Source organism: Georgenia sp. SYP-B2076 (genome assembly GCF_003991205.1).
Lineage (GTDB): Bacteria > Actinomycetota > Actinomycetes > Actinomycetales > Actinomycetaceae > Georgenia.
The window spans coordinates 265,904-287,527 of the sequence record NZ_RXOZ01000011.1 but is presented as its reverse complement, the minus strand read 5'-3'; the positions used below and the strand labels follow the sequence as shown (position 1 = coordinate 287,527).

General features: G+C 76.0%; 14 protein-coding genes. 6 read left to right on the top strand and 8 right to left on the bottom strand.

Features of this window, described 5'->3' with window-relative positions; genetic code table 11:
* Window positions 1-45: 45 nt before the first annotated feature.
* The 7 genes from EJK16_RS06140 to EJK16_RS06110 form a co-directional block, all read right to left on the bottom strand.
* On the bottom strand, window positions 46-1,320 hold the full coding sequence (locus tag EJK16_RS06140) for a hypothetical protein (protein WP_127127371.1): 1,275 nt from the start codon (window positions 1,318-1,320) through the stop codon (window positions 46-48).
* A 97-nt stretch (window positions 1,321-1,417) separates the two neighbouring features.
* Window positions 1,418-2,677, bottom strand: coding sequence for a DNA polymerase IV (dinB, locus tag EJK16_RS06135; protein ID WP_127127369.1), 1,260 nt, complete (start codon window positions 2,675-2,677; stop codon window positions 1,418-1,420).
* A gap of 57 nt (window positions 2,678-2,734) precedes the next feature.
* Window positions 2,735-3,937, bottom strand: a complete 1,203-nt coding sequence (locus EJK16_RS06130; RefSeq protein WP_127127367.1) for a hypothetical protein — start codon at window positions 3,935-3,937, stop codon at window positions 2,735-2,737.
* Window positions 3,934-5,481: a M17 family metallopeptidase gene (locus EJK16_RS06125; protein WP_127127365.1), complete on the bottom strand. Its 1,548-nt coding sequence runs from the start codon at window positions 5,479-5,481 to the stop codon at window positions 3,934-3,936. Before EJK16_RS06125 ends, EJK16_RS06130 begins: the two co-directional genes overlap by 4 nt.
* 97 nt (window positions 5,482-5,578) lie before the next feature.
* Window positions 5,579-7,372 (bottom strand): SLC13 family permease, encoded by a 1,794-nt coding sequence (locus EJK16_RS06120; protein ID WP_127127363.1) that lies wholly within the window; start codon window positions 7,370-7,372, stop codon window positions 5,579-5,581.
* A 42-nt stretch (window positions 7,373-7,414) separates the two neighbouring features.
* On the bottom strand, window positions 7,415-7,822 hold the full coding sequence (locus EJK16_RS06115; RefSeq protein ID WP_164737212.1) for an META domain-containing protein: 408 nt from the start codon (window positions 7,820-7,822) through the stop codon (window positions 7,415-7,417).
* Between the two features lie 44 nt (window positions 7,823-7,866).
* Window positions 7,867-8,358 (bottom strand): DUF1269 domain-containing protein, encoded by a 492-nt coding sequence (locus EJK16_RS06110; RefSeq protein ID WP_127127359.1) that lies wholly within the window; start codon window positions 8,356-8,358, stop codon window positions 7,867-7,869.
* A 206-nt stretch (window positions 8,359-8,564) separates the two neighbouring features.
* On the opposite strand from EJK16_RS06110, the gene EJK16_RS06105 reads away from it, so the two are divergent.
* Genes EJK16_RS06105 through EJK16_RS06095 form a run of 3 tightly spaced genes read left to right on the top strand, consistent with a single transcriptional unit; the run spans window position 8,565 to window position 12,015 of the window.
* A complete protein-coding gene (locus EJK16_RS06105) occupies window positions 8,565-8,786 on the top strand; it encodes a LapA family protein (protein WP_127127357.1) in 222 nt (73 codons plus the stop codon).
* Window positions 8,759-9,283: a hypothetical protein gene (locus EJK16_RS06100; protein ID WP_127127355.1), complete on the top strand. Its 525-nt coding sequence runs from the start codon at window positions 8,759-8,761 to the stop codon at window positions 9,281-9,283. Before EJK16_RS06105 ends, EJK16_RS06100 begins: the two co-directional genes overlap by 28 nt.
* A 44-nt stretch (window positions 9,284-9,327) precedes the next feature.
* Entirely contained in the window at window positions 9,328-12,015 is a 2,688-nt protein-coding gene (locus EJK16_RS06095; protein ID WP_127127353.1) for a LuxR C-terminal-related transcriptional regulator, read from the top strand.
* 81 nt (window positions 12,016-12,096) lie between these two features.
* Here EJK16_RS06095 and EJK16_RS06090 read toward each other — a convergent pair whose 3' ends face one another.
* On the bottom strand, window positions 12,097-12,855 hold the full coding sequence (locus tag EJK16_RS06090; protein WP_127127351.1) for a peptidoglycan-binding protein: 759 nt from the start codon (window positions 12,853-12,855) through the stop codon (window positions 12,097-12,099).
* Window positions 12,856-13,127: 272 nt separating this feature from the next.
* Here EJK16_RS06090 and EJK16_RS06085 point away from each other — a divergent pair, with 272 nt between their 5' ends.
* Genes EJK16_RS06085 through EJK16_RS06075 form a run of 3 tightly spaced genes read left to right on the top strand, consistent with a single transcriptional unit; the run spans window position 13,128 to window position 21,623 of the window.
* Window positions 13,128-14,390 carry a hemopexin repeat-containing protein gene (locus tag EJK16_RS06085; protein WP_127127349.1) on the top strand — a complete coding sequence of 421 codons (1,263 nt, stop codon included), beginning with the start codon at window positions 13,128-13,130 and terminating at the stop codon, window positions 14,388-14,390.
* Entirely contained in the window at window positions 14,387-17,353 is a 2,967-nt protein-coding gene (locus EJK16_RS20500; RefSeq protein ID WP_127127347.1) for a hypothetical protein, read from the top strand. The genes EJK16_RS06085 and EJK16_RS20500 overlap by 4 nt, the downstream gene beginning before the upstream one ends.
* A 37-nt stretch (window positions 17,354-17,390) precedes the next feature.
* Entirely contained in the window at window positions 17,391-21,623 is a 4,233-nt protein-coding gene (locus tag EJK16_RS06075; protein WP_127127345.1) for a hypothetical protein, read from the top strand.
* Window position 21,624: the final 1 nt, after the last annotated feature.

The following is a 21,624-nucleotide window of genomic DNA, read 5'->3' as shown; positions in this document are numbered from 1 at the left end:
GGCGATAGGCGTCCGGGCGCGCCGGGGAGAAGCCGTCTTCCCGGGCTACGAGCCCTCTTCCAGCTCGCGGCGGTACTTGGCGACGGTCCGCCGGGCGAGCACGACCCCCGTCTCGGCGAGGCGCGCCGCGGCCTCAGCGTCGCTGCGGGGCGGCCGCGGGGACCCCAGCATGGCGGCGAGGGCGGCCCGGGCGGAGACGGCCCCGCCGAAGAAGTCCGCGAGCGCGACGATGCGCCCGTCCGGGAGCCGGGCCACCGCGCCGGCGACCGCCCGGGAGACCGTCGAGGGGTGGACGCCCACCTCCGCGGCGACCTGCGCCCGCGTGAGCGGGCGGTGCGCCGCCGGCCCGTGGAGCACGAACCCCCGCTGCCGGTGCGCGAGGACGTCCGCGAGCCGCTGGAGGGTACCGGCCCGGCGGTCCAGCACGTCCAGGAGCGAGCGGGCCTCCGCGCGCGCGGTCTGCCAGCCCCGCCCGGGCCCGTCCGGCGCGAGCGCCAGCCCGAGGTCGTCGGGCCGCAGGACGACGGCGCTCACCTCGCCGTCCTGGGCCCGCAGGATGACGTCGGGCGGCGCGGGGTGGCGCGGGCCGCCGCCGCTGGGCAGGGGCGCGGGTGTCAGGCGGGCGCGCACGAACCGGGCCACGGCGTCGACCTCGGCCACGCCCACGCCGAGGGCGGCGGCCGCGGCGGCGCGGTCGGTGGCGAACGCGGCGAGGTGGTCGCCCAGCAGGGGGACGAGGAGCGGTGGCCCGCCGTGCGCCGCGTGCCAGCGCGCCTGGGCGAGCAGCGCGGCGGCGGCGTCCGGCGCCGCCGTCCCCGGTGGTCCCGCCTCCTGGACGGCGCGCAGACCGGCGGCGAGCTGGGCCGGGGCGCACCCCTGCGGCGTCAGCTCCGCGAGCCCTCCCGGGAGGAGGCCGCGGGCGTCGAGGCCGGCCATGACGACGTCGACGGCACGCTCGCAGCCCCTCGGCGCGAGCTGGCGGGCGACGAGCCGGACCTCGTCCCGCTCGTCGGCCGCCGCGGGGGGCTCCGCCATGAGGCCCACGGGGCCTCCGCAGGCCCGGCAGCGGCCGTCCACCAGGGACAGGCCGCACCACCGGCAGCGTCGCGGGCCGGCCGCCAGCAGGGCGGGGTTCTTCTCCAGCTGGTCCGCGACCAGCCGGTCGACGTCCTCCTGGGGCTTGGCGAGCAGCCGGAGGACCTCCAGCGCGAGGGTCGTGAGGCGGTGCTCGTGCCGCAGGACCAGGTCCTGCTGCTGCGTCGGCGGACCCGCGCGCGGGCCCCCGGTCACCGTGACCGCCCTGCCGACATCTCGGCTCACCTCGCTGACCGCCGTCCGGTCGCCGATCCGCGCCGATCCGCGACTGGCACGAACGCTAGCGCCGGTCGGGTCGCGGTGGCGAGGGTCGCGGCACCCGTCACAGGTCCCGCTCGGCGAGCTCCCGGAAGGCGTCGGGGACCCCACCGGAACGCCGCAGCGTCGCCGGGAGGTAGCCGACCGCATCGCGCCCGAACCGCGCGCGGACGGCGTCCATGGACGTGTCCAGGGCCCACCTCGTCGATCCCGTCGCCGACCCCGGGCGCCACGGGTCCTCGGGGGCGAGGGGGAGCTCGAGCTGGACGCCGTGCTGGTGGCTCAGGTTCGACACGGAGATGGCGAGCAGGCTGATCTGGGCCGCCGGCTCGTCCTGCTCCCCGATCGCCTGCCAGGCGAGCTGCTCGGCCACCTCGGTGAGGGTCAGCGTGGTGGCGACGGGCGCGGGCAGCGTGAGGGAGCGCGTCACCGCGCGCATGCCGGTGAACCGCACCCGGACGGTGACGGTGCGGCCCGCCGTGCCCTTGGCGCGCAACCGGCCGGCCACCCGCTCGGCCAGGTGCCCCAGCACCGCCCGCACGAGCTCCGGGGTGGGCGGGCGGCGGCCGAGCGCGGACTGCGCACCGACCGACCGGGTCCGGCCGGGCGTCGTGACCCGGCGCGGGTCCTCGTTCAGGGCGAGGGCGTGCAGGGTGGCCCCGGCCGCACGCCCGAGGAGGCGTTCCAGCATGGGGCCAGGCGCCCCGGCGAGGTCGCCGATCGCGTGGATGCCCCGCTCGGCCAGCCGCCGCTCCGTCACCGGGCCCACGCCCCACATGAGGCCGACGGGCAGCGGGTCGAGGAACGCGCGTTCCTGGTCCGGCTGGACCACCACGAGACCGTCGGGCTTGGCGACCTGGGAGGCGATCTTGGCCAGGTGCTTGGTCCGGGCGGCGCCGACCGAGATCGGCAGCCCCGCCTCGGCGCGCACCCGCCGGCGGAGCAGGGCCCCGATCGCGGCCGGCGGCCCGAACAGGTGCGTCGACCCGGAGACGTCGAGGAAGGCCTCGTCGATGGAGATCCGCTGCACCGCCGGGGTCACGTCGCCGAGGATGTCCATCACCTGGTCCGCGAGCCGCTGGTACCGGTCGAAATGCCCCCGGACGAAGACGAGCGAGGGGCACAGCTCAGCGGCCCGCCAGCCGGGCATGCCGCCCTGGACGCCGTGGGACTTGGCCTCGTAGGACGCCGCGAGGACCACCCCGCCGCGGGCGCTGCCCCCCACCGCGACCGGCCGGGCGCGCAGGGCCGGGTCGAGCAGCTGCTCGACGGACGCGTAGAAGGCGTCCAGATCGGCGTGCAGGATCGTCGGCCCGGCGGACACGACCCCAGCCTAGTCGAACACGTGTTTGAACGTCGAGGCCGGCGGCCGGCGGCGCCCCTACGAGCCGATGTGCGCGGCGATGATGCTCGTGACCACCACAGAGGTGATCGTCACAGTGGAGAACCCGGCCACGATCATCTTCGGGAGGATGTCGGCCTCGATGGCCGCCACCTCGTCCGGGGTCTCGCCGGCCCCGCGTGCCGCCTCCTGGCTGAGGATCATGGTGCCGGGGAACCCGTAGAGGGCGGTGAGCCCGATGCCGACCGACATGGGGATGCTGTACCCTAGCAGCTTGCCGACCAGGCCGGCGAACAGCGCGATGCCGACCAGCCCGAACACGAAGGCGAGGACGAGCGGCAGGGCGAGCGCTCCGACGTCGGCGGGCGACACCCCGGCCAGCGGGGCGAACACGAGGATCAGGATGGAGATCATCATCAGCCCGAGGGCGTCGATCCCCACCAGCACCGAGGGCCTGAGCACACCGGTGGCGCGCAGCGTGATCCCCAGCAGGAGGGCGACCACGAAGGTGTTGAGGATCCCGTCCGTGACGTTGTTGACCAGGATCGAGACCAGCACCACGACGCCCACCACGAACAGGGTGCCCGCGCTGGTCTGCAGGGCCGCCGGCAGCCTCGTGCTCCGCTCGGTCTCGGTGCCGGCCGAGACGGCGGGGGCGAGGTTCCCGGCGCGGTACTCGCCCCGCAGGCGCTGCGCCTCGCTGCGCAGGATGACGGAGGTGAGCGGGAAGCCCACCAGGCCCTGGAGCGCGGCGATGAGGACGGGGAAGATCGCCACGGCGGTGAGCCCGTAGCCGAGCGCCGCCTCCTGGACGATGAGGACGGAGATCGTGCCGCCGCTCAGGGCCCCGGTCCCGGCGATGACGAAGTCGAGGGCGCTCGCGACCCCCTCGTACCCGCGCGGCGCCCGGCCCCCGAAGATCAGGGCCGCGACGAGGAGCAGCACCCCGATGCCGATCACGGTCGAGATCCCGATCAGCAGGGTCCTCCACTGCTTCTTGAAGTCCTCGATGCTGATGAGGGTGCCGAGGTGGACGATGATGAACCCGACCACCACCCCGCCCAGCCCGAGCAGCGCCGAGCTGGAGAGCATGTCGCCCGGGAAGATGTCGGTGAGGAACCCGATGAGGAAGATGACCGACGCGACGAACAGGGACGACAGCAGCGACTTCGTCCTCTTGGCGACGAGGTCGCTGACGGTCCAGATCGCCATGACGACGACGAACGCCAGGACCGGGTTCATGCGACCGCCTGCCGCTCGGGCGTCGCCACACCGGCGGCGGGAGCGGTGAACCCGCGGGCCAGCTCGAGGAGCAGGCGCGCCCCGTAGCCGGTGGCGCCCTTCGAGCGCCACGCGTCGTCCGCGTCGACCTGCATCGGCCCGCAGATGTCCAGGTGCGCCCAGGGCACGCCGCCCACGAACTCGTCGAGGAACAGGGCCGCGGTGATGGCGCCCGCGTGCGGGCCGCCCAGGTTGGCGATGTCGGCGATGTCCGAGTCCAGCTGCTTCCGGTACTTCCGCTCGAGGGGCAGCTGCCAGACGGGCTCGTCGGTGCGGGCCGCGGCCGCCCGCACCTGCTCGACCACGCCCTGGTCGTTGCCCAGCGTCGCCGCCATCGCCGTCCCGAGGGCCGCGAGCGCGGCGCCGGTGAGCGTCGCGATGGTGACGACGGCGGACGGCGACTCCTCCGTGGCGAGGACCAGGGCGTCGCTCATGACCAGGCGGCCCTCGGCGTCGGTGTTCTTCACCTCGATGGTCTTGCCGGCGCGGGTGCGCAGCACGTCGCCGAGGACGTAGGCGCTCCCCGAGGGCACGTTGTCCGTGCAGGCGAGGAACCCCGTGACCCGGCTGGCGACCCCCGCGTCGCCCAGGGCGGTGAAGGCGCCGAGGATCGCCGCCGCCCCGCCCATGTCCATCTTCATGAGCAGGTGCATGGGGTCGGAGGGCTTGAGGCTGATGCCGCCGGAGTCGTACATGATGCCCTTGCCGACGAGCACCAGGTGCGCGTCGGCCCCGCCCTGGGGCGCGTAGGTGAGCTTGACGAGGCGCGGCTCCTCGGCGCTGCCCCGGTTGACGCCCAGCAACCCCCCGCAGCCCATCTCGACGAGCTCGTCCCGCCCGAAGACCTCCACGCCGAACCCGTGGGCCCGCCCCAGCTCGGCGGCGACGTCGGCGAGGTCGGCGGCGGTCAGGTGCGCGGGCGGCGTGTTGGCGAGGTCACGGGCGATGGCGGCGGCGCGGCTCGTGACGAGCCCGGCCGCCGCCCCCGCCGAGGCCTCGGCCGCGTCGGCCCCGTCGAGCAGCAGCTGGACCTCGGCGAGGGGGGTCTCCTGGGGCTCCTTCCGCAGCGCCGAGTACCGGTAGCGTGCCAGCACGACCCCCTCCGTCAGGGCCCGGGCCGCGTCCCGGGCGTCGACGCCCCCGAGCGCGGGGACGCGCAGCCCGACCCGGGCGGCGCGGGTGGTCGCCCGCCCGAGGGCCGCCGCGACGTCGCGCAGCGAGGCCTCGCCCTGCTCGGCGAGCGGTCCGGCACCCACCGCGACGAGGAGCGGGCCGGGCGCGCGGGGCAGGGCGAGGGCGCTGCCGACCTTGGCCTCGAACCCGGCCCGGGCGAGGTCGTCGCGGGAGAGGCCCAGCTCGGCGGGGACCTCGGCGTCGGTGTGGACGGCGACGCCGGTCGCCTCCACGTCCGTGAACCGCTCGACCACGCGCACGGTGGCCGTCGACAGCTGGGACGGGACCGGGGTGAAGGAGTCGGGGATGAGCTTGTTCGGGCGCCGCACCATCGGGATCCCTCCTCCGCGCGGGCGGGCGCGCCCGCGCTCTCGGCCCACCCTCCCCGCCCGCGCCCACCCGGACATCACCCGTTGCGGGTCACCCGGGTCACCGCAGCGGCCAGACCACCGGGATGACGAGCAGCGCGATGGCCAGCCACGCGACGAGGACCACCGCGCCGAGGCGCCAGTAGTCGCCGAACCGGTACCCGCCCGGGCCCATCACCATCATGTTCGCGGGGGTCGCGATCGGGGTGAGGAAGGACGCCGCCCCGGCCACGGCCACGGTCATGAGGACCGGCTCGACGGCGATCCGACCCTCGACGGCGGCCGCCACCGCGATGGGGACGACGATCAGCGCCGTCGCGGTGTTGCTCACCACCTGGCCGAGGGCCGCGGTGACCGCGAAGACGACGAGGAGGAGGAGGTACGGGGAGAGGTTGCCGACGACGCCCAGGAGCGCCCCGGCGAGCAGGTCCGCCGCCCCGGAGGTCGAGATCGCCGTCGACAGCGGGATCAGCCCGCCGAGGAGGACCACGGTCTGCCAGGACACCGCCCGGTAGGCGTGCTGCGGCGTCACCACCCGCAGCGCCACGATCGCGGCGGCCGCGCCGAGCCCCGCCACGGCGGGCGGCACGGCGCCGGTGACGAGCAGCACCACCATCGCGGCGAGGACGGCGAGCGCCTCGATCGCCTTCGCGCCGAGCGGGACGGCCTGGCGGCGGACGCGGTCCGGGGCGTCGACGACGAGGACGTCGCGGTCGTCGACGAGGCTGTCGATCACCGCCCACGGGCCGTGCAGGAGGAGGCTGTCCCCCTCGCCGAGGACGGCGCCGCGCGGCCCGCGGTCCAGCCCGCGGTGGCGCACCGCGAGGATGACGACCTCGCCCAGGCGCACCATCCCCGGGAACACCCGCTCCCCCACGAGCGGCGAGCGGGGCGGGACGACCACCTCGACGACGCCCGCCTCCCGGGTCAGCAGGGCGTCCGCGGTGACCGGCCGGAGCCCCACGTCCAGCTGCCGCGCCCCGGCGAAGGCGATGACGGCCTCGGCGGGGCCCGTCACGATGATCGCGTCGCCGGCGTCGATGATGTGCTCCGCCGGGTGCGCGGCGCCGCGGGCGGTCTGCACGCCGAGCACCGACAGCCCGGGCGGGTCGCCACCCGGCAGGGGCGTCCCGACGAGGCTCGACCCGGCCCGGACCGTCAGGCGGTAGAAGCCGTCCTGGAGCGCGTAGTGCCCGGACAGGGTGCGCGCGTGCCGGCTCAGGTCCGCCAGGGACGAGCCGGCGGCCGTGGCGGGCAGGAGCCGGGGGCCGAGCAGGGCCGACAGCGCGATGGTGACGGCCAGCAGGGGGACGCCCAGGATTGCGAACTCGAAGAACCCGAACGGTCCGGCGCCCTCCTGCGCGGCGGCATCGCTGACGATGATGTTGACGGGGCTCCCGGACAGGGCCAGCAACGACCCCGCGTGCGCGGCGAAGGCGAGCGGCATCGCCAGCTGGGACGGTGAGTGGCCGTTGCGCACCGCGACGACGACGACCATCGGCAGCAGCGCGGCGACCGAGCCGTTCGGGCTGACGACGGCGGTCAGCACGCCGGCGAGCACCATGATGGTGACCAGCAGCTCCCGGCGCCCGGTGCCCGCCCGGTCCGTGAGCGCCTGACCGGCCCACGTGGTCACCCCGGTGGCGTCCAGCGCCTCGCTGACCACGAACAGGGACGCGACGAAGATGACGATCGGGTCGCCGAAGCCGGCCAGCGCCTGACCGGCGCCCAGCACCCCGGTGGCGTAGAGGGACAGCGCGGTCAGGACAGCGACCACGCCCACCGGCAGCCGGTTCCACAGGAACAGCGCGACCGCGCCGGCGAGCACCACGAGGCTGGTGACCGCGGGATCCATGTCAGCCTGCCGGCCGTGCGGTCACGGTCATCCCCCGGCCGGTCACTCCTGCTCGAGGGTGAGGCCCTCGGCGTCGTCACCGATGGTGAGGGTCCTGCCCTCCAGGGCCACGGCCGGGTCAGAGGTGAGCAGCACCTTGAGCCAGTCGTCCTGGTCGGTCAGCTCCCCCGAGCACGCCATCATCGTCTGGGCCATGTGCGCGTCGACGGCGAGGACGCCGCCGGCCCAGGTCGCCGCGCCCGTGAGCGTGTTGCAGCCCGCGTTCACCGAGATGGTGTCCTGCCCGAACAGCAGCCGGACGTCGGTGCCGGCCACCAGGTCGTGGCCGCGCACCCCGCTCGAGACGAAGCTCTTGCCCGCCAGGTCCGGCGCGGCGCCCCCCGCGGCCGCGGCGCACGCGGCGAGCAGCGCACCGGCCACCACGGCCGCCGCCGCGGACCGCCGGCGCATGGTCCCCGCCATGTCCCGCCCCCGCCCGCTCTGCTCGCGTGGGTTCAGCCCGCGGGCGTGGCCAGCTCCTCCGCCAGCTCCTTCTCGTCCTCCTCGGAGAGGGAGGTCTGCAGGACGCTGCCCCCGAACGGGCGGAGCGCGGCGGCGAACTTGTCCTCGGTGAGCTTCTTGGCCATGACGACGACGGCGGCGTGGCCGGGCGTGAGCATGTCCTCCACCCGGTCCCGGAAGGCCCTGTCGATGCCGGTCTTGCTCAGCTTCCCCGTGAGCGCGCCCAGCGCGCCGCCGACGAGCATGCCGAACGCGGGGACGAGGAAGAGGAGGCCGAAGATCGTGCCCCACAGCGCCCCCGAGGCGGCCGAGGCGCCGACGATGTGCGCGGGGGTGTCCACGTGCTTCTTGCCGTCCGGGTCGATGCGGACCACGGCGAGCCCGGTCAGGTTGACCACGAAGTCCTGCTGCAGCTCCAGGACCTTCTCGTAGGCCTTCTCGGCCGTGGCGTGGTCGTCGTACCCAAGGATGATCAGCTCGGACATGGGGTCTCCTTCGAGGCGAGGTGCGCATCGACCGGGCGCGGTGCGACTGCGTGCTCCCACACTCGTGCCGGTCCCGGGCCCCCGGATCACCCGGAACGGGTGGTCCGCGCGCGGCCGGGCCCGCGCCAGGATGGGCACGGCCGGGAGCCGCGGGCGCGTCCCGGCGCGCGGGAGCCCGGGTGCTGCCCGCCCCCGAGGGAGGTCCGATGAGCGAGAAGAGCCCGGCCACGCGCAGACGCCTCAGCGGCCGCACCTGGCTCGGCCTGGCGCTGGCCGCGTGTGCGGTGGTGTTCATCCTCCAGAACCGCAGCCCCGTCGCCGTCCAGCTCTTCGCCGTCCGGGTCGTGTCGCCCCAGTGGCTGACCCTGTCCGTCGTCTTCCTCCTCGGCATGGTTGTCGCGTGGCTGCTGTCCCGGCGGCGCCGGTAGCGCCCGCGCCCACCATGACCGGTATCGACCTCTCGATCAGCGCGGCCGGCGAGCCCTCCGCCGCCGTCCTCGGCGAGCTCGAGGGTTTCGTCGTGCGGCGCCAGGCGGGTCGCGTGGTCCTGCGCGGGCACGTGGCGGACCAGGCCGCGCTCATGGGGGTGCTGGCGCGCCTGCGCCGCGACGGCCTGACGATCCGCCACGTCGTCCCGGTGCGGGGCCGCGCCCCCTCGCGGCCAGCCCGCCCGCACCGGCCCGGGCCGCCGCGGGCCGTCGCCGAGGTCGGCCTCGTCGGGCTGGTGGCCGACCTGGTCGGGCCCGCGATCGAGGGGGCGGAGGTGACCCAGGATCCGGCCACCACGACCGTCCGGGTCCGCCTCGCCGACCCGGACGCGCTCTTCGCCCTTCTCGACCGCCTCGAGGACCTCGCCCTGGAGGTCCGGGAGATCCACGTCCGCCCGCCCGTCGGGGGGTGCCCCGAGGACCCGGTGCGGGGATAGGCTTCCAGGCGAACCGCGTCGTCTCACGGCGACAGGAGAAGGTCGTGGACCCGCAGGCCCCCGTGCCGGCGTTGCTCGAGGCCCGGCTCACCGTCCCGCAGCTCTCCGCCGGCGTGGTCCGGCGGGAACGGGTCCTGGGTCTGCTCGACGACGCCGTCAGGCACCCGGTGACCCTGGTGACCGGCGGGGCGGGCGCGGGGAAGACGTACGCCGTCGCCGGCTGGGTCCGGGCGGGCCACCCGCCGGGACCGGTCGTCTGGGCCTCCCTCGACCGGACCGAGCGGGACGCGCACCGGCTGTGGACGACGGTGCTCCTCGCGGTCCGGGGCGTGCTCGGTGACGAGGTCCTCGGCGGCCTCACCGTCCCGCCCGTGCCCGACGAGGACTTCGTGGCGCTGGTGTGCGCGCGGCTGCCCGCCCGCCCCCTCGTGCTGGTGCTCGACGACCTCCACGAGCTGGAGGGCGGGAACGCCACGGAGTCCCTGGAGCCGCTGCTGCGCAGCCCGCCCCCTCGCGTGGCCCTGGTGCTCGTCTCCAGGCACGACCCGGCCCTGCCGCTGCACCGCCTCCGGATCGCCGGCGATCTCGGCGAGCTGCGCGCGGCGGACCTGGCGTTCACCGAGGCGGAGGCGAGCCGGCTCCTCGAGGACCGGGACGTGCCCCTCCCGGAGCCGGCGCTGGGCCGCCTGATGGAGACCACCGAGGGGTGGGCGGCCGGCCTCCGGCTGGCGACGCTGGCCCTGGAGGCCGCGGCCGACCCGGTCCGGGCCGTCGGTGAGTTCGACGGCCGTCACTCCCTGGTGACGGGATACCTCGGCGGTGAGGTGCTGCGCGGCCTGGGCGCGGACCGCTCGGAGTTCCTCCTGCGGACCAGCGTGACGGATCGCGTGTGCGCGCCGCTGGCGCGGGCGATCACGGGCGAGGAGTCGGCCGGGGCGATCCTCGAGTCCCTCGTGCGCGACAACGTGCTCGTGGTGGAGCTCGACGGCGGGTGGTACCGCTACCACCCGCTGCTGCTCCAGATGCTGCGCACCCGGCTCGAGAAGGAGCGGCCGGACCTGCGCCGTGAGCTCGGGCGCCGCGCCGTCGCCTGGCTCGAGGCGGCCGGCGAAGGGCTGGCCGCGCTCGGGCTGGTGCTCGACTCCGACGACCGGGAGCTCATGGGACGGGTCGCGCTGCGCTCCGCCGCCACCCAGATCTTCACGGCCGGCCGCGGCGAGCTGGGGGCCACGCTCGGCCGGATCCCGCCCGAGGCCGCGCTGGACGACGCCGAGCTGGCCCTCGCCCTGGCGCTCGGTGCGTTCTGCCGGGACGACGACGACGCCGCCGCGCTGCTCCGCCGGGCCGAGCCCGGCCTGGGGACGCTGCCGGATCCGCGGCGCACCGTCGCCGCCGTCGTGCTCCGGATCCTGCAGGCCACGGCGGCGGAGCGGGCCGGCGACCCCGTGCGCATGGTCCGGGCGGCGCGCCGGGCCGACCGCCTCGCCCGCACGCTGACCACGGCCGACGCCGGCGCCTGGGCCGCCTACCGCGGCGCGGCCGGGGGCCTCCTGGGGGTCGGTGAGCTGTGGCTGGGGCGCCCGCGACGGGCCCTGGACCTGCTCCGCGCCGCGCTCGCCGACGCCCGCGCTGGCGCCGTCCACGGCTCCGGCGAGGTCCACCTCCGGGGGTACGTCGCCCTCGCCGAGGGCGGCCTGGGGCTGGTCGAGCGGTCACGGGCCGAGGCCCTCCGGGCGCTGCGCGCCGCCGAGTCGCAGGGGACGAGCAGGTCGCCCGAGACGGGCGCGGCCCTGCTGGCGCTCGCGGCCGCGGGCCTCGAGCGCGGCGAGCTCGGCGAGGTCGACCGGGTCCTCGGCGACGCGCGTGAGGCCCGGGGGCATGACCCGTTCGTCGGCGCCGGGCTCCGGCTCGCGGCGACGTATCGCCGGCTGATCGCGGGCGACGTCGCCGGCGCGCGGCGCGGCCTGGCGGACGTCGACGCGTGGCTCCGCAGGTACCCCGGCATGATCCACCTCGTGCGGCTGCGGACGGCGCTGGTCGTCGACGTGGAGCTCGCTGCGGGCGCACCCGAGCGGGCCCGCGCCGTCCTGGTCGCGCACGACGACGCGGCCGGCCGCCCGGCCGCCCGGGACGCCGACGAGTCGGCACCGGAGGTGGACGTCATCGCCCTGGCCCGGGCCGGCGTGCTGCTGGCCACCGGGCAGGCGGACCAGGTCCGGCCCGCGCTCGCGGGGCTGCTGGCCAGCCAGACGAGCTGGGCGGCGAGGGCGTGGGGGCTCGTCGGCCTCGCCGAGGACCGGATGCGCCACGACGCCTCCGCGGGCGAGGCGATCGCGCGGGCACTGGGCGCCGCGGACGCGGCCGGCACGGTCGCCTACCTCCTGCACACCACCGGCCGCCTCGACACGCTGCTGCGCCGTCACCTGGAGGTGGCGGGCACGCACCGGGGCCCGGCGGGGCAGGCGCTGGCCGCGTCGCGGCGCGTCCCGGCCCCGGTCGGCGCCGGCCACCCGCCGGAGGCGCTGACCGACCGGGAGCTGTCGGTGGTCGCGTTCCTGCCGATGAGCACGAACGCGGAGATCGCCGACGAGCTCGGCATCTCGGTGAACACCGTGAAGCAGCACCTCAAGTCGATCAACCGCAAGCTCGGGGTGACGTCGCGGCGCGACGCGGTCCGCGTCGTGGGCCGGCTCGGGCTGCTGCCGGAGAGCGTCGCCCCGGCGCGGCTCTGACCCTCCCCGTCCGGACCGCTGACGCCCGCCACGCGGGCCGGACGCCCGACGAGGGCCGACCCGCCCCCCCGCGGTCGCCGGTCACACCCCGTCGACCTGATAGCCCTGCTGCGTCATCGCCGCGGCAAGCGCGTCGAGCGTCGCCCCCGCGCACTGCCCGTCCGGCTCGAGCCCCTGCGAGCCCTGGAACTGCGCGACGGCCGCGCGGGTGTTCGGTCCGTCCAGTCCGTCGATGACGCCCGGGTCGAAGCCGAGCACCGCCAGCGCCTCCTGGATCCCCCGCAGCGTGCCGAGGTGGTAGACCTTGGGCCCGCCGCCGCCCGCGCCGGGTGACGGCGGCGAGCCGTCCTGCATGAAGGTCACCGGGGTCACGGTCTCGGAGAGCGCCGAGTCCAGGAAGAGCTGGTAGAGGTCCACGCCGCGGTACTGGCCGCCGGGCGCGCCGCCGATGATCTCCACCAGCGCCAGGTGGGGCGGGATCCCGTCGAACGCGAGCACGGTCCCCAGGACGTCGCCGCGTGCGACGGCGGAGCCGACCGCCAGGGACGGCGGCACGTGCGTCATGTGCGTGTAGAACCCGCCCATCATGTCGTTCGGGGCCCGCATGAACAGCTGCGCCCCGTACACCTTGCCACTGTCGGTGGCGGGGTCGTGCGGGGCGAGCTTGGTGATGTGGGCGTCGAAGGCGGCGTGGACCTCGGTGCCCTCGGTCGCCCCGAGGTCCATGCCGTACTCGATGTACCAGTCGGGCGGCTGGTGACCGCCCTGGTGCGGGCCGCCCAGGCCGCCGGTGAACCCGGTGGGGAACGGGCTGGACACGTCGATGTCGAAGGCGGTCATGAGGGCTGTCCTTCCGTCTCCTCGGCCGTCCGGACACCCGGGGCCGTGCGTTCGCCCGACGCTAGGGAGTCGGCGTTACCCAGGAGTTACCGGACGATCCCGGGGCCCAGCAGCCCGCGCCCGCGCCGCCGTCGGCGCGGGCTCGTACGCCACCGGTAACGCCGTGGTCACGCGCCGCGAGCACGATCACGGGCACGCGCTCCCGCAGCGGGCGGAGCGCGCGCCGCGCTCACCGCTGAGCGCGCCCCGCCATCGTTCTGGGAGCCACGACCGTGACCAAGGCCTACGTCCTTCTCGGCGACATGTACGCCCGCTATGACGTTGAGGCCGACGCCGTCGACGCCGGGTACCCCAAGCCCATCACCGGGGGCTGGGCCGGCCTCGCCGACGCGGGGTTCGACCGCGACATCGACACGGTGCTCGACCTCGGCGCCGGCAAGGCGTACCTCTTCAAGGGGACGTCGTACCTGCGCATCGACCAGCAGACGAACGCCGTCGATCCGGGCTACCCGCTCACCATCGCCGACCAGTGGACGGGGTTCGACGGCGCCGGCTTCGCGGACTCGATCGGGGCGTCCGCCAACTGGGGCAACGGCAAGGCGTACTTCTTCAAGGGTGACCAGGTCCTGCGCTACGACATCGCGTCCGACGGGGTCGACGCCGGGTACCCCAGGCCCGTCGGCGACGAGTTCGCCGGGCTCGCCGACATCGGGTTCGCCGATGCGCTCGACGCGGTCGTGGCATGGCCCAGCGGCAGGGCGTACTTCTTCAAGGGCAGCGACTACGCCGCCGTGGACGCCGCCACGCTGACCGCCCTCCCGGGCTACCCCGCCGCCGTCGACGGCAGCTGGCCGGGTCTCACGGCCCCGGTCGACGCGATCTGGGTCAGGCTGACGTCCGGTGCCGGCCCGGCGCCGGCGGGCGGGCTCGGTCCCGGCGACCACGCCTGGTACTACGCGGGCCAGGTCTCGACGGGCCAGAACATCCCCCGGACCACCTGGTTCCCGGGGTCGACGTCGGAGACGGACTACCTGGGCCACGGCCCAGAGATCTTCAACTTCGTCGTCCACGCCGACGGCGAGATCCGCCGCGGCCGGCCGCACATGCGGGGCTTCGAGGGAACCTTCGCCTGGCTCAACATGAACCCGGGCAACATCACCGGGGGCCAGGGGGGTCCCGACCTCGGCCAGTACCCGGGCAAGGCGAACTGGCACAACTTCATGATCTTCCCCACCGAGGAGATCGGCTTCGCGGCGATCGGGAAGCTGCTGCGCGGGCCCGGCTACCGCGACCTGACCATCCTCGCCGCGTTCGAGCGGTACGCACCGGCGTCGGACGGGAACAACCCGGCCCAGTACGCCGCCGACGTCGCGGCCGCGACCGGGGTGCCGGTGACGACCGTGGTCCGGGACCTCAACGACGACCAGCTCCTGGCGATGCGGTCGAAGATTCGCGACGTCGAGGGCGCGCGCCCCGGCGTCACCCTGGCCCCGGACGATCCGGGGCTCCCGGCGGAGATCCGGGCGCTCCTGTGAGGATCGCCGTCCTGCGCCCGGAGGACCTGCTCACCCTCGAGCTGGAGCTGGTGAACCTGGCTCCCTCCCCCGACGGCACCACGCTGGAGCGCGAGGACCCCGCCCAGGACGCGATCGTCGTCGTGCGCCTGCCGCCGCAGGCGCTCGCGGAGGGCGTCTTCGACGACCCCACCGCGCTCCCCTGGCCGCCGGTGCCCACCGCCCTGTCCGGGCCCACCAGGCTGGTGTTCCGCGTGCCGGCCGGCAGCGTGCCGCTCACCCCGGACGGGCTGCTGGGGTGGGACGCCTGGGAGCCACTCCTCGCCCCCACGGCCCTGCCGCGCGGCACGGCCCCGGCCCCGGGGATCCCCGCGCCGGCCGAACCCGGGCCGCTCGAGACGGCCATCGAGTTCCCGTACCGCCTCCTGCTCTCCCCCGACCCCACCGGGCGCTGGCGCACCGACAACGGCGCCGGCTCCGCCGGGCACGCCCAGCTGTGGAGCGCCGTCCTCGTCGCCGGCCCCGGCGACGGCGGCCGGCCGGGCGCCGACGTGCGGGCGCTGGCCCAGCGGGGCGGCCCCGGGACGGCGGACACCGTCCCCGGCGCGCTGAGCCCCACCGTCCGGGAGCAGATCGTGCGCCTGAGCTCGGACTTCGGCCTCCCGGTCGGCGAGCCGCCCGCGCCGGGCGCGCAGCCTCCCGCGTTCACCCCGGTGCCGATCCGGGCCGACCGGCTGGAGCTGACCGCCCTGGGGGCCAACGCTGAGCTCGACGCGCAGTGGGACTACCCCGAGCCGGCCCCGCCCCCTGCCGGTTACGTGCCGCTGAGCCTGCGGAAGTACCAGCACACGGCGGCGCTGGGCCGGGACCACTTCGTCCGGACCGTCATCGTCGGGTTCCTGTGCGGCACCGGGCACCGGGCCGTCTACGTCGAGACGGTCGAACGGCTCCCCGGCGGCGTCCAGACGGTCGGCCAAGCCCCCGGGGGCGGCGCCCTGTTCGGCGCGAAGGCCTACCTGCTGCGCACCGCCCAGGTGGTGGTCCAGCAGCCGCTCCTGGACTACGCCCCGCTGGCGCCGGCCTTCGCCCACGACGGCCACGAGCTGCCGCTGCGGAGCATCCGGCTCACCACCCTGTCCGCCCGGGTTGCGCACGTGGAGGGCTACGACACGAGGCCGTTCTGGCTGACCCAGCCGGACGGCGGCGACTATGTGCGCTTCGGCGCCACGGCGACCGACGTGGCGGGCGGCACGCTGACGTTCACCCTCCCGCTCATGTTCGTGCCCTTCGGCGTCCTGGACCAGCACCGCACCATCCGCGCCGTCTTCGACCACCCGCCGTTCCCGGGGCCCGCGGTGATCCCGCTGGCCGGGCAGGCGCTGGCCGCGGCGCCCGCCGCGGTCCGGGCCGGCTCCACCACCGTGAGGGCACAGAGCCTCACCTACGACATCGAGCAGCCCTACTGGGGCGGGCCGCCCTCGGAGCACGTCATGAGGGTCGAGGCGGCGCCGGACGGGTACCTGCCCCGGTTCCTGCCCCGGATGGCCGCCGTCACCGGCTCCTCCCCCGCGGTGGACGACCTCCTGGGCACGGCCGCACCGCAGGTGCTGGTCCCCGCGAAGGAGTACCTCGACCACGGCTTCGCGCCCGGCGGCAACCGGGCGGAGCTGTTCCTGGGTCTCGCCCAGCCCCTGGAGCTCGGCTTCCCCGCGCAGCGCGGCGGGGGCCTGGCCAGCCCCAGCCAGACAGTGACGGCGCTCTCCCGGGGCCTGGGCCCGGTGGCCAGCCCCGACGCGCTCCAGGCCGGCGACGTGGACCTGGGCGCGTTCGCGGACATGCGGCTCTTCGGCACCATCGCGCTCACGAAGGTCCTCGCGGAGCTGCCGTTCGACGGCGCCGCGGCCACCGGCCCCCTGCCCACCGACGCCCAGCTGGAGGACCAGGCCTTCACCCTCAGCCCGCCGCGCCTGGTCACCACCCGGACCCCGCCGGGCGCCGCCGTCCCGGACCGGGTGGAGTCGCGCTTCCTGTGGAAGCCGCGGCTGAGGAGCGAGAGCATCGGCCCGCTGACCCTGGACCTGGACCGCGCCGACCTGCTGCTGGACGCACGGACCGCGGTGGAGCGCGGCGGCCAGGTCACCGCGGGGGTCCGCGGCCACCTCCGCGGCGCCCGGCTGACCTTCGCCAAGGCGCTGAGCGTGACCCTCGGCGAGCTGACCTTCCGGCAGGAGGACGGGAAGAAGACGGAGCTCGGCGCGAGGGACGTGGACATCACGTTCGAGGGGCCGCTCGCGTTCGTGAGCGCGCTGCAGGCCATCCTCCCGGCCGACGGCTTCGACGACCCGCCCAGCGTGACGGTGGACGCCCAGGGCGTCGTGGCCGGGTACACCCTCGGCGTGCCGGACGTGGCGGTGGGCATCTTCAGCCTCCAGAACATCGCCCTCTCCGCGGCCCTGTCCCTGCCGTTCACGGACCGGCCCGCCGGCGTGCGCTTCGCCGTGTCCGAGCGGCACAGCCCCTTCCTCGTCACGGTGAGCCTGTTCGGCGGCGGCGGCTTCTTCGCCGTCGGGGTCAGCGCCAACGGGATCGAGGAGGTCGAGGCCTCGATCGAGTTCGGCGGGAACATCGCCCTGAACCTCGGTGTCGCCTCCGGCGGCGTGTCCGTCATGGCCGGCATCTACTTCGGGCTCACCGGCCCGGTGGTCACCCTGACCGGCTACCTCCGCTGCGGCGGCTACCTGGAGGTCCTGGGCCTGATCTCCGTGTCCCTCGAGTTCTACCTGGCCTTCACCTACCGCAAGAAGCCGGCCGGCTCCGAGGTGTGGGGGCAGGCCAGCCTCACCGTCTCGGTCCGGGTGGCCTTCTTCTCGACCTCGGTCTCCCTCTCGGTGGAGCGCCGGTTCGCCGGCTCCGATGGCGACCCCTCCTTCGCGGACACCGTGACCCCGGCCGAGTGGGCCGGCTACCTGCAGGCCTTCGCATGAGCGCCGCACGGAACCCCGCGGGCACCGGGAGGACCGCATGAGGCGCCACCAGCTGGTCCAGTGGATCCTCCTGCCGGGCGGGCTGACCGAGGACGGCATGCTCGCCGCCTCGGTGTTCGTCGCCCCGCGGCTGCGGCCGGAGGCGCCGGCCACGCTGGCGGACTTCCCGGACCTCGCCGACTGGCGCTCGGTGCTCGACGGGCTGACCCTGACCCTGGAGCGCGCCGACGGCGGCACCGAGGCGCCCCAGCACGTCGCCGTCGGCGCCGAGGGCAGGTTATGGGGGGCCCTGTTCCCGCCAGCGACGACGGTGCGCGCCTTCGCGTTCGCCGACCTCGCGGACCGGCCGCTGATCAGCTACCCGCTCCGCGACGTGCACGCCCACCTGCGCGGGCAGTGGGCGGCCCTGGCCCTGGACGCCCGGGACGATCTGCCGGTCACCAGCCGCAACGCCTCCCCGTGGGGCCCCCCGCCGCAGGGCGCCGACACCGACCGGCGGACCCTGGCGGGCCGCTTCGGGGAGCTGCGCGCGGTGGCGAACCGCGGCGTCTTCGAGGGCGCCACGGATGAGGGGGAGCTCACCGACAGGCTGCGCGCGGCGCTGGGCGGCGCGGCGGAACGGGCGCGGCAGCTCCGGCAGGAGCACCGCACCGCCGACCCCGGGCTCATCCGGCCCTTCGGCCCGTCCACCGGGCCCGGCCAGCCGACGGGCACCGCCGAGGCCTTCTACGCGCTGGCCGGCTTCCACGCCCGCCCCCCGGCCGAGGATCCCAGGGACTTCCCCGCGGACCGGGCCACCGCCCGCACGGAGCTGGAGCGGCGGCTCGACTTCCACCACCACCTCTCCGCCCTGGGCGACCACCCCGCGGCGCTGCGCCGTCTCGGCCTGGTCATCGACCTGGTGATCCGTCCCGACTTCGTGCCGCAGACCGTCGACGGCGCCCCCGGCACCCTGCTCCGCCTGCGGGTGGAGCGCCCCTCCGCCTTCCCGCCGCGCGGCCAGGACCCGGACCTGTGGAACGCCGACGTGACGCCCTGGACCGAGTGCCGACTCACCCAGATCGACGGCCAGGCCTTCTTCACCGCCGTCGAGCGCACCGCCCGTGAGGACTTCGCCCACGGCTTCCTGCACCTGGACCCCGCCCGCTTCGAGCCCGTCGGCGTGGACGTGGACGGCCTGGCCCTCAAGGCGCTGGGCATGGCCGCCACCCTGCAGCGCCAGGACACCGCCGAGCAGCGCCCGCTCGACGAGCCCGACCGCGACGGGGTCCCCGCCGCCCGCACCGGGGGCATCGCCGTCGTGCACGCCGGCCACGCCCAGGAGCTGCACGAGGACCTCTACCAGGCCCGGCGCAACAACGACGCCCTCGAGGCGGATCCGGACGACCCGCCCGTGCTCGCCGCGGAGGACCTGGTGCGCGGCTACCGAATGGACGTCCTCACGGACGGCACCTGGCGCTCCCTGCACGCCCGCCACGTCACCTACGTGCCCGGCCGGGACCCGGAGCAGGCCTTCGTGACGGAGGACGAGGGAGCGGTGCAGCTCTCCCTCACCGGGGAGGCCGACACGACGGAGCGGCCCGCGGACCCGGACGGCGCGCTGTACGCGCACGAGGCCCTGGTCACCTGGGACGGCTGGTCCCTGGCCGTGCCCCGCCCCGGGCGGCCCGTCGAGCAGGAGCCCGCGCCGCCGGCGGCCGACCTGGACGTGGGCACCACGCGCCTGTCCATCACCGCCACGGCGGTGCCGGGCTCGCTCCCGCGGCTGCGCTTCCAGGCGCGGTACCGGCTGCGGCTGCGCACCGTGGACCTGGCCGGGAACTCACACAGCCCGGCGGTGGCGGACGGTCTGAGCCAGACGCTGGAGGGCACGGGCCTGCCCCGGTACGTCCACGCCGCGCCCGCCGCACCGCTGGACCACCGGCGCTTCGAGCCCGTCCCGCCGCCGGAGCTGGTGCCGCGCCACCCCTTCGGCCCCGGCGAGGGGCTCGAGCGGCTGGTCGTGCGCAGCGCCCCGGGCGTCACCGCCGCCGAGTACGCCGCCGCGAGCCAGGGCGCGGCGGAGCCCAGCCTGCGCTTCCGCGACACCTGCGAGCGTCACGCCGCCGCCGCCAAGGCCTCACTGCAGCTGGTGGAGGCGCACGGCCTCCTGGACGACGCGATCGACGCGGTGCGCGGCCTGTCCCCGGACGACGCCGTCGCCGCCACCCAGGAGCTCTACGCCGTCGCCGGACGCGAGAGCGGCAGCTTCCGCGGCGCGCCGGGCGCCCTGTTCGTGCCCACCGGGGTCCGCGGCGGCGACGGCGGCGCGGCCGGCGGCACCGCCGAGGGGTACGTGACCATCGACGCGGACGCCACCGCGCTGCCGTACCTGCCGGACCCGCTGGCGTCCGGGGTGCTGGCACGCGTCACCCTGGACCCCGGCCTCCCCGCGGTGGAGCTGCGGCTGCCCTTCCCACCCGGCGCCGGGTGGCACGACCCCCGCCCGCTGCGGGTCGTGCTGGGCGAGGGGGACCACGGCGCAGCGCTGGACCCGGACGGGCGGACGCTCCGGCTGAGCCTGCCCGCCGGGCGCACCGGCAACCTGAGGCTGTCCTCGCTCTTCGAGAACGACCCGGACGTGTTCGGGATCATGGGCTGGTGCCGCGAGGAGCTCGGCCCGGGCGACGCCGAGCAGGTCTACGAGGCGATCAAGCGGGGCACGCACTGGATGACCGCACCCTGGCGGGACGTCGCGCTGGTCCACGCCGTCCAGCGTCCCCTGGAGCCGGGCGAGCTCGACCTGGAGCCGGACGCCGCGGGCGTCGCAGGCGGCCCCCCGGTGCTGCAGCGGGACAGGGGCGCCACCGCCGCGCAGCTGCACGGGCGCTTCTCCTTCGACCAGCCCTCCACCGCCACCCTGCGGCTCGCGGCGACCTGGGCCGAGGTCCGTGACGACGCCGGCGTGCACTGCGCGAGCGCGGAGGAGATGGTCTCGCAGGTGACCCGGGAGGTCTTCTCGCTCCCGGTCCCCGAGCCCTTCGGCACCCCGTGGATCCCGGAGATCACCACCCTGATCGACCAGGTGGACGCGGGGCTCGTGGAGTTCCGCACTCGTGGGGAATGGCCCCCGGAGACGCGGCGCCTGCAGCTGCTGGCCGAGGCCGGGGCGCCGGGCCTCGGCGCCCGCGAGCGCCGCCGTCTCGAGGCCGGGGCCGCGCAGCTCGAGCAGCTCAGGGCGCACGAGTTCGGCGACACCCGCTACCGGCGGGTGACCTACCGGCCCAGCGCCGCGACCCGCTTCCGCGAGTACTTCGACCCGGCCATGCCTGCCGAGGACGGCATGTCCGCCGGCCAGCCCCTGGTGCTGGACGTGCTCAGCAGCGCACCCCCGGCGCAGCCCAGCGTGCTGCAGGTGCTCCCGCTGCTGGACTACGCCCAGTCACGGACTGACGACGGCGCGACGTCCTCCCGGCGCAGCGGCCCCGGGCTGCGGGTCTGGCTGGATCGCGGGTGGTTCTCCTCCGGCGCCGGCGAGCTCCTGGCGGTGGCCTGCACCGGGAGCCCGATCACGTCCGAGAGCGACCTGTCCCGGGAGATCACGCTCCGGCTCCAGGACCCCGGGCACGCCTCGACGCTCCCCCAGCCGCTCCTCGCCGAGTCCTTCCCGGGCGCCCGGCTCCGGGTGCGGAGCGTGCCCCTGCACGCCGCCGGCACCTCACCCGGGCCGTGGGTGGACCTGGCGGCCTTCGAGCCGGTCTGGGACGAGGGTCGCCAGGCGTGGTACTGCGACGTGGAGTTCAGCAGCGGCGCGGCCTACTTCCCGTTCGTGCGGCTGGGACTGGCCCGCTATCAGCCCCGGTCCATCCCGGGCTGCGAGCTCTCCCCGATCGTGCCCACCGCCTTTGTCCAGACGGTCCCGGAGCGGTCGCTCAGCTGCGTCCCCGGGGACGGCGGCGCCGTGCGCCTCTCGCTCAGCGGCCCCGCGCCGTCCGCCGCGCGGGACGGGGGCGGGGCGGTGGTCGCGGGCACCAACGTCGTGGCCGCCGTCGTCGAGGCGAAGGATCCCCGCTTCGCCCACCCGGCCCTCGGCTGGGCCGCGGCCGGGGCGGAGGTGGAGCTGACCGCCGTGCTGGGCGACGACGGCACCGCGACCTGGACCGGCGACGTCCCCGTACCGGCGGGCGGCGGCGCGCCCCTGCGCGTGGCCGTGCGGGAGTTCGAGGTGCTCCCCGCCGACGGCGGACCGGCCCGCCGGCAGGTCCACGCCGATGTCGTCCCCCTGACCTGAA